Origin of the sequence: Halococcus qingdaonensis (assembly GCF_024508235.1) — an archaeon.
Taxonomy (GTDB): Archaea; Halobacteriota; Halobacteria; order Halobacteriales; family Halococcaceae; genus Halococcus; species Halococcus qingdaonensis.
The window spans coordinates 1807704-1820277 of record NZ_CP101943.1; the positions used below are offsets into that span (position 1 = coordinate 1807704).

Below are 12574 nucleotides of genomic sequence, written 5' to 3' on the forward strand. Positions count from 1 at the left end.
CCATGACCGACGACCGATCGCACAGGGAGCGCGCCCACGGCGTCGACGCCACGCTGCGCGTTGGAAAGGGCGGTATCGAAAGCGTCGCCGACGAACTCGACAGTCAGCTCGACGACCGCGAGCTGGTGAAGGTGAAGTTCCTCCGGGCAGCCCGCGGCGGAACGACGACCGACGAACTCGCCAGCTCGCTCGGCGAGCGGGTCGGCGCGGAACTCGTCGAAACGCGCGGGAACACGGCGACCTATCACTGATGGCCGTCGGCTACTCCGGCTGGGTCGCCCAGCAGGTGCCGGTGGAGACGCCGAACGGCTCGAACGTCTCCGAGGTCATCTCGAACCCGGAGCTCGGGCCCGTCGGGGAACTACTCCACGAGTTCGGCATCCCCTACTACGACGTCCTCGGCGCGATCATCACGTTCGTCATTGCGCTGTTCGTGCTCTACACGCTCGGGCGAGCGACGGTCGTCCCGTTCGTGAGCCGACTGTTGAACCGCCGCGAGCTCGACCAGCACGAGAAGAAGCCGCTGCTCCGGCTGACGAAACTGATCGTGGGCTTTCTCGCGATCGCGACGGCGCTGAACATCGCAGGCTACGGCCAGCTGCTCACCTCGCTCGCGGCCATCGGTGCCGCGGCGACGCTCGCGATCGGCTTCGCGCTGAAGGACAGCATCTCGAACTTCGTCGCCGGCATGTTCATCTACATCGATCGACCGTTCCGCATCGGCGACTGGATCGAGTGGGACACCGGCACCTACGCTGGCATCGTCGAGGACATTACCTTCCGTGTGACGCGAGTGCGCACCTTCGACAACGAGCTGCTCACGGTGCCGAACTCGGTGCTCACCGGCGACGTTATCAAGAACCCCGTCGCGAAGGACGAGCTCCGCCTGCAGTTCAACTTCGGCATCGGCTACGACGACGACATCGAGGAGGCGACCGACATCATCCTCGAAGAGGCCGAAAAACACGACGACATCCTCGACGACCCCGCACCGACGGTACGGATGACCGAATCGTCGGAGTCCGACCGTGGTGCGCTCGCCGACTCGTACGTCGGGCTGACCTCGCGCTTCTGGATCGCCGACCCGAACCGGGGCGATTACCTGAAAACGCGCGGCGAGTACGTGACGGCCGTCAAGAATCGCTTCGACGCCGCGGGGATCGACATGCCCGACCCGCAGATCGATCTCTCGGGGCAGTACGGCCAGAACCCGGCGGTCAGGATCGAGTCGGTCGATCGATAGCCGACGAGACGGGCGGTAACGAACGGATCGTACTGTGGCGCTCAGTCGTCGGCGAGCGCGTCGGTCTCGCCCTCGACGGTCGGTGCGGCCGTGATCTCGTAGAGGTTTTGACGGGCGTCGGCGAAGTAGACGTCCTCGTCGATGACCTCGATCTCCTCCAACCGTTCGAGCGCGTAGCGGACCGTCCGTGCCGACAGCATCGACTCCTCGACGATCCCCTTCTGGGTGAGCGTGCCGTTGTATTCGAGCACCTTGAACACGAGTTTCGCGCTCGGCGGCAGGTCCACGAGGCGCTCTTCGTCGGAGTCACTCATCGTCCGAGTAGATGTGCGCGAGGGGCATAAAACCGTGGTCTGCCCCTGCACGCTCGGCCGTCTGTGGGCGTGTCGGGATGGCGGCAGGGGGCATCCGAGCGGTCAGCGAGGCGGGGCCAGCGCCGAGAGCGAACGGCTTTTGAGCGCGTGGTCGGTAGCGTTCGTATGGCGACCGAGACAGCCGACGCGCGGGCCGACCATCTCCGGAGTCTGACGGTCTCCTCGGTCACGTCGCTTTCGGGCATTGCGGCCGGACTCATCTCCGCAGTGGTCGCGAGCGGGGCGACCGACACCGCCGGCCTCTACCCGCTCGCCGGCGCAATCCTCGTCCAGCTGCCGCTTCTCGGGCTGCTGGGGGTCGAGGTCGACGACTTCTCGATCAAGGACAACGTCTACATCGCGTTCATGACGTTCGCACTCTGGTTCGTGACCTGGACGATCCTCCTCACCACCGGCACCAGCTTCTGATGGCCGACGATTCCATCGCGGTCGTCGATCTCGACCGCTGCCAACCCGATCGCTGTAACTACGAGTGCGCGAACTTCTGCCCGCCCAATCGGACGGGCGAGGAGTGTATCGTCACCCGCGAGGAGCGCTACGACGACGACCGCTACGACGGCGATCCGGACCAGATCTCCATCTCCGAGGAGCTCTGTCTAGGCGAGACCTGCGGCATCTGCGTCGAGAAATGCCCGTTCGACGCCATCGAGATCATCAATCTTCCCCAGGAGCTCGACGAGGAGCCCGTCCACCGCTACGGCGAGAACGCCTTCTCGCTCTACGGCCTGCCGGCACCGGAAGCCGGGAAAGTGACGGGCATCCTCGGCCCGAACGGCATCGGCAAGACGACCGCCGTCAAGATCCTGGCCAACGAGATCACGCCGAACCTCGGCGACTGGGACGGCGCGGCCGGCTGGGAGCCCGTGCTCGACGAGTTCCGCGGTACGGAGCTCCAGAGCTTCCTCGAAGGGCTCCAGGAGGAGGCGATAACGGTCGCACGAAAGCCCCAGTACGTCGACCAGATCCCGAAACGGTTCGACGGCAATACCCGAGAACTGCTCGCCCAGACCGACGAGCGCGGCGTGCTCGACGAACTGATCGAGCGGCTCTCGATCGGCCCGGTGATGGACCAGCCGATCGACTCGATCTCCGGCGGCGAGCTCCAGCGCGTGGCGCTGGCGGCGACGCTCGCCCGCGACGCCGACTTCTACTTCCTCGACGAGATCACGCCGTATCTCGACATCGGCCAGCGCATGACCGCCGCACGACTCATCGGCGAGCTCACCGGCGACGACCGCTCGATGCTCGTCGTCGAACACGACCTGGCGATCCTCGATCTGCTTGCCGACAGCCTCCACGTGGCCTACGGCGAGCCCGGCGCGTACGGCGTCATCACGCCACCGAAATCGGTCAAAAACGGCATCAACGAGTATCTCTCAGGCTATCTCGAAAACGAGAACATGCGCATCCGCCCGAGCGCCATCGAGTTCGAGGAGCACGCCCCGCGGAGCGTCTCTGCGGGCGACGCGCTCGTCGAGTATCCCGCCATCGAGAAGTCCTACGGCGACGGCGAGTTCTCCCTGACTGTGGAGGGCGGCACCATCCACGAGAACGAGGTGCTCGGCGTCGTCGGCCCGAACGGCATCGGGAAGTCGACGTTCGCCGAACTGCTGGCGGGCAACCTCGATCCCGACTCGGGCAGTCTGGACGCGAACCTCGACGTCTCGTACAAACCCCAGTACATCGAGATCGACCAACCGATGCGCGTCGACGCCTTCCTCTCGTCGATCACGAACGATGTCGGCTCGTCGTACTGGGACACCGAGATCGCCCAGCCGCTCCAGCTCGATTCGGTGATGGAACAGAACCTGACCGATCTCTCGGGCGGCGAACGCCAGCGCGTCGCCATCGCGGCCTGTCTCTCCGAGGACGCCGACCTCTACGTGCTCGACGAGCCATCGGCCCACATCGACGTCGAACAGCGCGTCCGGGCCACCACGGCGATCCGCCGGTACGCCGAGAACCACGACGCGACGGCGCTGGTCATCGACCACGACACGTATATGATCGACCTGCTCGCCGATCGCCTGCTGGTGTTCGACGGCGAACCAGCCCGCTCGGGTCACGCGAGCCCTCCTGTGGGAATGCGCGAGGGGATGAACCGCTTCCTCGCGGATCTCGACGTGACCTTCCGGCGCGACGAGCGCGTCGGCCGGCCGCGCATCAACAAACCCGGCAGCCAGCTCGATCGCGAGCAGAAACGCGCCGGCGAATACTACTACACGGCCTGACGTGCGACTCTTCTCACGGCTCCGCGGGCGACTCGAAACTCCGTCGAAGCGACGCGCCGCAGTTCTCGCTGCGCTCAGTCTGGTGCTGGTCACGGTCGCGCTCGTCGGATTCGTGAGCGCGAACGAATCGACGGTGACGATCGACGAGCACCCGCCGGAACGGAACACGCTCGTCGGACTGCAGGGTTATCACGACGAGGGACGGGCACTGGAACTCGCACCCAACGGGACCGTGGTTTGGGAATACACCGCCGTCGAGAACGTCTTCGACGTCGAGGCGCTCGGACCGGATCGCGTGCAGATCGCCGGCGCGGACGCCGTCCCGGACGAGCAGTGTCCCGCACGCTATCGGGACGACGGCACCCGGGGCTGCGTCCACAACACCGTCCGCATCGTGAACCAGGCAACCAACGAGACGCAGTGGCAATACGGCTGGTACGACGTCGAGCGCCACGAACACGAACTCCACGACGTCGATCGGTACACGGCCGGCGGCGAGGCGCGCTGGGTGCTCGCCGATATGGGCAACGACCGCGTGTTCGCCATCGATCGCGACGGGACGATCCAGTGGCAGTGGAACGCGAACGCGACCTACGACCCACCTGCCGACGTGGGTCCGGAGGACGACTGGACGCATCTGAACGACGTCGATAAAGTCGGAGAGGGACGATTTCAGGTGAGCCTGCGGAACTTCGATACGGTCGTCGAGCTGCGTGTCGCGAACGACAGTATAGCGGTCGAGCCGCTCGTCGGCCCGAACCGCTTCACGCCGAACGGCAGTGCGGGACCGCTGTTCGCCCAGCACAACCCCGACCGCCTCGCCGACGGCCATCTCCTCGTTGCGGATTCGGAGAGCGATCGCATCGTGGAGTTCGAGAACCGTACCCCGGTATGGACGGCCGGCGGGAGCGCCCGCCTCGACTGGCCACGGGACGCCGACCGCCTCGCGACCGGCAACACGCTCGTCGTCGATTCGTACAACGACCGCATCGTCGAACTCGACGGCTCGGGCGAAGCGGTCTGGGCGGTCGAGACCGGACGACTGCCCTACGACGCCGATCGGATTCCCCGAAATGGGTCGAGCGAGGGGAGTCGCGACGAACCGACCGCCGACGCGCCGGGGTTCGATCCCGGCACCGACGAGACGAGTTCCCTGCGCGACACGGTCGCCTACGGGCTGACACTGTTTCGCTACTCGATTCCGAACTGGGTGGGGACGTGGGGGCTGCTCGTCGGCGGACTGCTCTGTGGCGTCGCTGCGGTCGTCGAGGGTCGGCGACTGGGTCGGTAGAGCTGCGCGAGACGAGTCGTGATGGCCGGTCAGACGAGCGTCGAGCAGTCGGCGCAGAGCTGCTGGTTCTTGACATCGACCTCGCGCACGGTCGGCGAGAAGTTCATCACGCAGCGCTCGTCGTCACAGTGTTCGAGGCCGAGGGTGTGGCCGATCTCGTGGACGACCTCCTTGCGGACGCGCTCGGAGAACACGTCGTCGTCCGAGCGGTCGAGGCTGCCGCCGTCGGCGGCGGTCTGGAGGCGATAGGTCGAGACGACGCTGCCGTTGCCGGAGAGGTAGGCCAGCCCGAAGACGTAGTTGCGGCGGCGGTAGAAGAGGTCCTCGGTCGTGAGGGCGATGTTCTTCTCCGCGGAGCCGACGTGACCGGCGAACTCGATGAACGCCTCGGCGCGGTACTGGCCGCGACCTTCGTCGTAGGCGTCGTCCGGGAGCGCACTGGCATCGTGGAGCATGACGTCGCAGTCGTAGACCGATCGCAGTCCGGCCGAGGCCGCCCGCTTGATCGGAGCGGGGACGTCGCCGACCGGCACGATGTCGACATGCATGCGAAGGGGTTAGGACGCCGCAATCATAAACGTCCCGACGTGAACCCCCGAAATCGGCCCCCGAGCGTGGCCCGTGCGGACGCGCTCGCCGCCCACCTCGCCGACTTCGCCTCGCCCGTCGAGGTCGGCATCGGCGCACGGACCGACGTCGCCGCACGTCTCGCCGACGAGACACCTGTGACGGCGACCGACGTTCGCCCCTGCACCGTGCCCGACGACGTCACGTTCGTCCAGGACGATATCACCGATCCCACGATGGACGTCTACGCCGACGCCGACGCGCTCTACGCGCTGAACCTCCCACGGGAGCTCCACCATCCATGCCGGTCGGTCGCGCGCACGATCGGGGCTACGTTTCGATTCACGACCCTCGGCGGCGAGTTCCCGGCCGTGGCGGCCGAATCGGAAACGCTACCGGCCGGCGAGACGCTCTTTCGCGCCACGAATCGGGGAGGCGAACCCGCGTGACCCCCGAGGCGGTCGTGCTCGACATCGACGGCGTGCTCGTCGACGTCGCCGACTCCTACCGACGAGCGATCGTCGAAACCCTCGAAACGGTCCACGAGGGAGCGCTGGATCGGAGTGACATACAATTGTTCAAGGAAGCCGGCGGGTTCAACGACGACTGGGAGCTCACGAGCGCGGCGGCGCTGTATCTGCTCGCCCGAGGTGAAGGGCTCGATCACACTGTCGAGCGGTTCACCGACGAGATCACGGCGACCGGCGGCGGACTCGCCGGGGCCGAGACGGTCGTCAGGAACGCGCTCGCGCCCGACGAGTTCGAACGCGCGTTCGCGGCCTGGGACCGCGAGCGACTGCGCGACGTCTTTCAGCAGCGCTATCTCGGTGCCGACCTGTACGCGGATCTCGAAGACGGCGAGCCCGACCCCGCCATCGCTGGCGACGGCTTCATCCACGACGAGCAAGTGCTCGCCGACCGATCGACGCTCGATTTCCTCGTCGAGAATCACTCCATCGGCGTCGTGACCGGCCGGCCGGCCGCCGAGGCCGACATCGCCCTCTCGCGAGTGGGACTCGACGTCCCCGACGAGCACCGCTTCACGATGGACAGCCCCGTTCCCGGCAAGCCAGATCCGGCAGCGCTCGTGACGCTCGCCGACCGCCTCGACGCGACGAGCGTCGTCTTCGCCGGCGACACGCTCGACGACGTTCGCACGGCACGCAACGCCGCCGACGCCGATCCCGACCGCGAGTATCACGGGATCGGCGTTCTCACCGGCGGTCTCGACGGCGAGGAGGGTCGCGAGAAGTTCGCCCGCGTCGGCGCGGACGCGGTGCTCGACGACGTCAACGCCCTGCCCGAGACGCTGGCCGGTGAGTGACGAGACACGAACGTTTATTCGGCGTTCGGGCGAGCATCGGGTATGCGCATCGCACTCTGTGGCGGCACGGGCGATCTCGGGCGAGGGCTCGCCCTCCGGCTGACCCGCGACACCGATCACGAGGTCGTCGTCGGCTCGCGCGATCCCGAAAAAGCCCGCGAGCACGTCAGCGAGTACGAGGACGAACTCGGTAGTCACGACGTCGAGGGCGACATCAGCGGGTTCGACAACGCGATGGCCGCCGACCGCGCCGACGTCGTCGTTCTCTGCGTGCCGGCCTACCACCTCTCGGATACGATCGACGCGATCGAGGGGGGTCTCGACGACACAGTGCTCGTGAGCCCCGCCGTCGGCATGCGCCGCGAGGAGGGAACGATGAACTACAACCCACCCAGCGCGGGTAGCGTGACCGCACTCGCCGCCGCGGCCGCCCCGGACGACACCCCCGTGGTGGGAGCCTTCCACAACCTCGCGGCCGGCCGCCTCGCCGATCTCGACGCCACACTGGAGTGGGACGTGCTCGTCGTCGGCGACGATACCGACGCGAAGGCCACGGTCGAGCGCCTCGCCGACGGCATCGACGGCATTCGCGCGCTCGATGCCGGCCCGCTCGCAGCCGCCAGCGAGGTCGAGAGTCTGACACCGCTGCTCATCAACGTCGCGACGAACAACGATTCCCTCGCCGATCTCGGCGTGTCCTTCAAGTGAAGGACCTCCACTTTTTTACGACTCGGGTTCGCGCTCCGCGCGAACCACTCGTCGCAAAAACCTGGACTAAAAACGTCCGCTCGCTCCCTCGCTACGCTCGGTCACTCACGGTGAACCGCGCTCACTACGTTCGCGCGGACATACCGCCTCCGCACAGCACCGCAGAAGCCCTCAGCCGCTCGCTTCATTCGCGGCTTCGCCCTTCATCCACCAGGCCAGCGTCCATTCCTGAGTCTGTGCTCGCCCCCGCGACCGCAGACCACAGCCGTACCGCGAACCGCGCCGCACCGCGGCCGGCGGCCGGCGGCCGCCGGCCAACCGACCGGGCAACTTTTTGCACCCTGTGTCGACGTGCGCGACATGGACGCACTGCTCCATCTGGGCTTCAGTCACGCACAGCCGATCGTGGTCGTCGTCGCCGCGATCGCCACCTTCGCCATCGGCCTCTGGATCGGAATGCGCCGCCGAACCGACGACCGCACGAGCACGCGCTTCGACGAGGAGAGCGACCAGTAGCTCAGACCCGTTCGGGCCGCCAGCCGCCGTCGACCGCGACGTTCTGGCCGCTCAAGTAATCGCTGTCCTCGTCGAGGAAGAATCGGAGCGCCTGCGCCATGTCGTCGAAGTTCGCCGGCCGTCCGCGCGGGAGGTCGTCGGGAAACACCTCCGAATTCTCGACGACGTACGGCGAGACCGCGTTCACCGTGATCCCGTCGTCCTGGGTGTCGGCCGCGAGCATCCGCGTGAACATTATCACTCCGGCTTTGGCGACGAAGTAGGGGAAGTTCTTCGGGCTGACGAGCAGGCGATCGGCGCTCGCGTAGCCGACGTTGACGATGCGCCCCCACTCGCGGTCTCGCATGCCCGGCAGCGCGCGCTTCGCACAGAGGTAGGTCCCGTTGAGGTTCGTTTCGAGAACGCGGTTCCACGTCCCGAACGAGATTTCTTCCCAGTGGCTGGGCGCGAACGCGCCGACGTTGTTCACGAGGACGTCGACATCGCCCAGTTCGGCTTCCGCCGCATCGAACAGTTCGTCGACCGCGGCGGGATCGGTCACGTCGCCTTGGACGGTCGTGACTTCGACACCCAGCTCGGCGGCCTGCTCGGCGACCGACTGCGCTTCCTCGTCGCTCGTATAGTAGTGGACGGCGACCGACGCGCCACAGTCGGCCAGCGAGAGCAGGAGTTCGCGACCGACGCCCTTCGCGCTGCCCGTCACCAGCGCCGTCCGCCCCGAGAGATTCGGTGTTATCACGCGCTCGCTTCGCATCCCGGGGATTTAGCATCGCCGCCCGCGGCGCGCGCGAATCAGGGCGACTAAGCCGACGGCCACAGTTGTGCGTGTATGGCGACCTACGCCGGCGTCGACCTCGGCGGGACGAACGTCCGGGCGGTCGTCGCCGACGCCGACGGCAACGTACTGGGCAGTCACAGGCAGGCAGCCCCGCGCGGCCCGAACGGGCTGGCCGTCACCGAGGCGATCCTCGACTGCCTCCGCGAGGCGTCGGCGGCGGCGAGCGTCGAGCCCTCCGAGACGACTGCGGCCGCCATCGCCGCCGCCGGACGGCTCGACCTCACCGAAGGACTGGTCGAGCCGACGAACATTCCAGTCGGCGAGGTCCCGCTGCGCGGACCTGTCTCGAACCTCCTCGAAACCGACGAGATCCGCCTCCACAAGGACGTCGCCGCCGGCGTCATCGGCGAGCGCTATCACGCCGATCGTAATCCCGACGACATGGCCTATCTCACGATCTCGTCGGGCATCGGCGCGGGCATCGCCGTCGACGGCTCGATCCTCTCGGGTTGGGACGGCAACGCCGGCGAGGTCGGCCATCTGACGGTCGATCCGACCGGCGAGATGACCTGTGGCTGCGGCCACGACGGCCACTGGGAGGGGTACTGCTCGGGCGCGAACATCCCCGCCTACGCCCGTCGACTCTGGACGAAAGCCGATCGCCCCGCCACCGCCGTCCCGATCGAGAACGACGACGTCACCGCCGCCGACGTGTTCGCCCACGCCGAGGGCGACTCGTTCGCCGAGCACGTCGTCGAGCGCCTCGCCGACTGGAACGCGCTCGGGGTGGCGAACATCGTCCACGCCTACGCGCCGCTGGTGATCTCGATCGGCGGCGCGGTCGCACTCAACAACGAAGCACTCGTCGTCGATCCGATCCGCGAGCGACTCGGTGGACTAGTGATGACGAACGTCCCCGAGATCCGCCTCACCGACTTCGGCGACGACGTGGTCGTCCGAGGGGCACTCGCGAGCGCGCTCACCGGCGGCACCGGCGACATCGATCGTCACGAGTGAGTCTCCGCGGTTGGCCCCGTCGACCCCGATTCAGTCCGGCGTGTAGCGCCGCCCGCCGACGTAGAGCGCGTCGCCGTAGGTGATGACCGACCCCGAATCGGCGTCGAACGCCGTCGGCGCGTCGATCGTGCAGTTGGCGGCCAGGCGGTGCGTGCCCGGTCCGTTGGCCTTGATCGCGACCTCGCCCGCGGCGAGATCGCAGTCGACCAGTCCGTAGGACTCCATCAGCGTACTCCAGATCGCGTAGCGGTCGCTCTCGGTACCGATCCGACAGCGCTTGGCGAAGACGTGGCCGTTCTTCCCGCTGATCGCCGCGTCGCCGTTGCCGTGGAACACACAGTCCCGGAGATCGACCGGGCCGGCGAACTGCGAGAGCCCGTCGAAGGCGATCCCCCTGATGGTGTAGTGGAGCTGTTTGCCCTGATAGGTCGAGTTGATGCCCGAGCGCACGTCGACCCGTTCCGGCTCCTCCACGTCGCCCACGAGCCGGAGCGTGCACTGGGCCTTCTGAACGATCGGGCCGGTGTGGATCGCCGGCCCCTCGTCGGTGTAGCTGCCCGGCCGCACGCGGATCGTCGTGTCGTGCTGGACGAAGATCGGCAGCCGATTGAACGCCTCCTGGATCGTCCGCAACGGCTCGTCCTCGGCTCCAGGATTATCGTCGTTTCCGTCCGAATCGACGACGATCTCGCGCGAGCGCCGGGTCGTCAGCGGGCGACTCACGAGCCCCCAGCGCGGGACCTCCTCGTCGATGGTGACCCACTGACGGCTCGAATCAGTGGGTGAGTCGCTCACCGCAGCGCCTCGCGGTCGGCGGCGAAGCGCACGCGGCCGTCGACCGTGGGACCGAGCGAGAGTTCGACGACCTCCGCGGAGAGCACGCGCCCACCCTCGACCGGAACGCCCCACGTATCGAAGCGGAGGTAGCCCCGGATGTCGTCGGCGTGAGTGAACAGATCGAGATAGTCGACGGCGTGCTCGGGGAACTCACTCGCGCTGTGGGCTCGATCCATGTCGGAGTACACGGTATCGAGCCCGGCGAAGAACGCTTCCAGGCGGTCGGCATCCCGGTCGGTCGCGTCGACCACGGCGTCCGAAACCGCCGCGATCTCGTCGGTCGAGAGCCCCGCTTCCGAAAGCGCGCGCTGCGTCCGTTGATCGAAATGCATGCCCGCAGTTGACGGTTCCGGGCCGAAAACCCACCGATCGCGGGGTTCGACTACAGTCGCTGCTCGACGCTGCTGACCTCGTGTTCGATCCGATCGCGCTCGAAGTAGAGCACCTCGACGGCGATCACGCCAACGGCGAGCGCGCACACGACGACGAACGTGTCGAACTCGCTGGTGAAGAGGTGATAGAGCAGCGCGGTGGCGGCTGCCCCCGCACCGATCGCGCCGACCGCGGGGACGACCGTCGTCAGCACCGATTCGCGCTGTGTCACCGCGAGCGTGCTGATCGAGCCGAAGATGACGATGAACGACAGCGACGCGAACGAGCTGATGGCGTTCAGGCTACCGAGAACCGCCAGTCCCGCCGTGAGAACGCCGACGACCAGCAGCGGGCGGATCGGTTCGCCGTCCGCATCGCCCCGGAGCTGGTTCGGAAGGAAGTCGTCGGCGACCATCTCCTTCGAGAGGCGCGCGGTGCTGAACAGCGTCGCGTTGAGCGCGCTCCCCGTCGAGAACAGTGCCGCAACCGAGATCAGCACGAAGCCGGCTGGCCCGAAGAAGGGTCTGGCGGCGATCGCCAGCGCCGTGTCCGGCTGCTGTTGGATCGTCGCGGCGGGCACGAGATTGGTGGTGACGATCGCGACCAGCACGTACAGCAGCGTCGCGCCGACGATCGAGACGTAGATCGCGTTGCGGACGGTCTTTTCGGGGTTCGCGATGCTTTCCTGATCGAACAGTAGGAGTTCCCAGCCCTCGAAGGCGACGAACGCGACGCCGGCGGCGATGACCGGTCCGGCACCGACGTTCGCGAAGCCGGCACTGAGCTCGCCGTTGACGAACCCGTAGTAGATGCCGCCGACACCGAACACCAGGAGGATCAGTACCTTGAGCCCGACGAGCAGCTCCTCGGAGCGCCCGGAGGCGTGCGCGCCGGCGGTGTTCAGCCCGACGAAGACCGCGATCGCCGCGAGCGTGATCAGCGGCCGTAGCGGCACGCCGAACAACGACTCGACGCCGACGAGATCGGCGAAATAGCCGCCGAAGGAGTAGGAGTAGAGCGCCATCGTGCCGACGTAGCCGATGACGAACGTCCAGCCGAGCATACCCGCGAGCGTCGTGTTGCCGGTGAACTGCTCGACGTAGGTCATCGGCCCCGCGTGGCCGTCGGTAAGACTGTTCAGCCGGACGAACGAGTAGCCCGCACAGAGCGCAATGGTCCCCGCCACGACGAACGCGAGCCACGCGAGGGTGTCGGCTGTGATCGCGACGACGCCGAGCGCCGCGAAGATGCCGCCGCCGACCATGCCGCCGACCGCCATCGATAGCGACTCGACGAACCCGATCTCGTCTGCCATG

16 protein-coding genes are annotated in these 12574 nt (G+C 67.2%); 10 read left to right on the forward strand and 6 right to left on the reverse strand.

Features of this window, described 5'->3' with window-relative positions; translation table 11 throughout:
- Nucleotides 1-2: 2 nt before the first annotated feature.
- Nucleotides 3-251, forward strand: coding sequence for a YhbY family RNA-binding protein (locus NO363_RS09275; RefSeq protein WP_007739157.1), 249 nt, complete (start codon nt 3-5; stop codon nt 249-251).
- Nucleotides 251-1243 carry a mechanosensitive ion channel family protein gene (locus NO363_RS09280; protein WP_256684608.1) on the forward strand — a complete coding sequence of 331 codons (993 nt, stop codon included), beginning with the start codon at nt 251-253 and terminating at the stop codon, nt 1241-1243. Before NO363_RS09275 ends, NO363_RS09280 begins: the two co-directional genes overlap by 1 nt.
- Nucleotides 1244-1284: 41 nt before the next feature.
- Here NO363_RS09280 and NO363_RS09285 read toward each other — a convergent pair whose 3' ends face one another.
- Nucleotides 1285-1557 carry a winged helix-turn-helix domain-containing protein gene (locus NO363_RS09285; protein ID WP_004051487.1) on the reverse strand — a complete coding sequence of 91 codons (273 nt, stop codon included), beginning with the start codon at nt 1555-1557 and terminating at the stop codon, nt 1285-1287.
- A gap of 165 nt (nt 1558-1722) precedes the next feature.
- Between NO363_RS09285 and NO363_RS09290 the strand changes: the two genes are divergently transcribed.
- Genes NO363_RS09290 through NO363_RS09300 form a run of 3 tightly spaced genes read left to right on the forward strand, consistent with a single transcriptional unit; the run spans nt 1723 to nt 5139 of the window.
- A complete protein-coding gene (locus tag NO363_RS09290; RefSeq protein WP_004051485.1) occupies nt 1723-2025 on the forward strand; it encodes an EMC6-like membrane protein in 303 nt (100 codons plus the stop codon).
- Nucleotides 2025-3848, forward strand: coding sequence for a ribosome biogenesis/translation initiation ATPase RLI (locus tag NO363_RS09295; protein ID WP_256684612.1), 1824 nt, complete (start codon nt 2025-2027; stop codon nt 3846-3848). Before NO363_RS09290 ends, NO363_RS09295 begins: the two co-directional genes overlap by 1 nt.
- A 1-nt stretch (nt 3849) precedes the next feature.
- Nucleotides 3850-5139, forward strand: a complete 1290-nt coding sequence (locus NO363_RS09300) for an NHL repeat-containing protein (RefSeq protein ID WP_256684614.1) — start codon at nt 3850-3852, stop codon at nt 5137-5139.
- Nucleotides 5140-5168: 29 nt separating this feature from the next.
- Here the strand turns inward: NO363_RS09300 and NO363_RS09305 are convergent, their stop codons facing one another.
- The gene (locus tag NO363_RS09305) at nt 5169-5687 is read right to left on the reverse strand and encodes an archaemetzincin family Zn-dependent metalloprotease (RefSeq protein ID WP_256684615.1); all 519 of its coding nucleotides are present in this window, start codon (nt 5685-5687) and stop codon (nt 5169-5171) included.
- Between the two features lie 66 nt (nt 5688-5753).
- Here NO363_RS09305 and NO363_RS09310 point away from each other — a divergent pair, with 66 nt between their 5' ends.
- The 4 genes from NO363_RS09310 (at nt 5754) to NO363_RS09325 (ending at nt 8254) form a co-directional block, all read left to right on the forward strand.
- The gene (locus NO363_RS09310; RefSeq protein ID WP_256684616.1) at nt 5754-6155 is read left to right on the forward strand and encodes a UPF0146 family protein; all 402 of its coding nucleotides are present in this window, start codon (nt 5754-5756) and stop codon (nt 6153-6155) included.
- The gene (locus NO363_RS09315) at nt 6152-7030 is read left to right on the forward strand and encodes a TIGR01548 family HAD-type hydrolase (protein WP_256684618.1); all 879 of its coding nucleotides are present in this window, start codon (nt 6152-6154) and stop codon (nt 7028-7030) included. The genes NO363_RS09310 and NO363_RS09315 overlap by 4 nt, the downstream gene beginning before the upstream one ends.
- Before the next feature lie 42 nt (nt 7031-7072).
- Nucleotides 7073-7738 carry an NADPH-dependent F420 reductase gene (gene npdG, locus NO363_RS09320; protein WP_256684619.1) on the forward strand — a complete coding sequence of 222 codons (666 nt, stop codon included), beginning with the start codon at nt 7073-7075 and terminating at the stop codon, nt 7736-7738.
- Nucleotides 7739-8098: 360 nt separating this feature from the next.
- Nucleotides 8099-8254, forward strand: a complete 156-nt coding sequence (locus tag NO363_RS09325; protein ID WP_256684620.1) for a hypothetical protein — start codon at nt 8099-8101, stop codon at nt 8252-8254.
- Between the two features lies 1 nt (nt 8255).
- Here the strand turns inward: NO363_RS09325 and NO363_RS09330 are convergent, their stop codons facing one another.
- Nucleotides 8256-9008 (reverse strand): SDR family NAD(P)-dependent oxidoreductase, encoded by a 753-nt coding sequence (locus NO363_RS09330; protein ID WP_370525552.1) that lies wholly within the window; start codon nt 9006-9008, stop codon nt 8256-8258.
- A 75-nt stretch (nt 9009-9083) separates the two neighbouring features.
- Between NO363_RS09330 and NO363_RS09335 the strand changes: the two genes are divergently transcribed.
- A complete protein-coding gene (locus tag NO363_RS09335; protein WP_256684621.1) occupies nt 9084-10049 on the forward strand; it encodes an ROK family protein in 966 nt (321 codons plus the stop codon).
- A 30-nt stretch (nt 10050-10079) separates the two neighbouring features.
- Here NO363_RS09335 and NO363_RS09340 read toward each other — a convergent pair whose 3' ends face one another.
- The 3 genes from NO363_RS09340 to NO363_RS09350 are packed head-to-tail and all read right to left on the reverse strand — an operon-like array spanning nt 10080 to nt 12573.
- Complete coding sequence (locus NO363_RS09340) at nt 10080-10844, reverse strand: DUF1565 domain-containing protein (protein WP_256684622.1); 765 nt, start codon at nt 10842-10844, stop codon at nt 10080-10082.
- Nucleotides 10841-11218, reverse strand: a complete 378-nt coding sequence (locus NO363_RS09345) for a DUF7532 family protein (RefSeq protein ID WP_256684623.1) — start codon at nt 11216-11218, stop codon at nt 10841-10843. The genes NO363_RS09340 and NO363_RS09345 overlap by 4 nt, the downstream gene beginning before the upstream one ends.
- Nucleotides 11219-11268: 50 nt before the next feature.
- Complete coding sequence (locus NO363_RS09350) at nt 11269-12573, reverse strand: APC family permease (RefSeq protein WP_256684624.1); 1305 nt, start codon at nt 12571-12573, stop codon at nt 11269-11271.
- Nucleotide 12574: the final 1 nt, after the last annotated feature.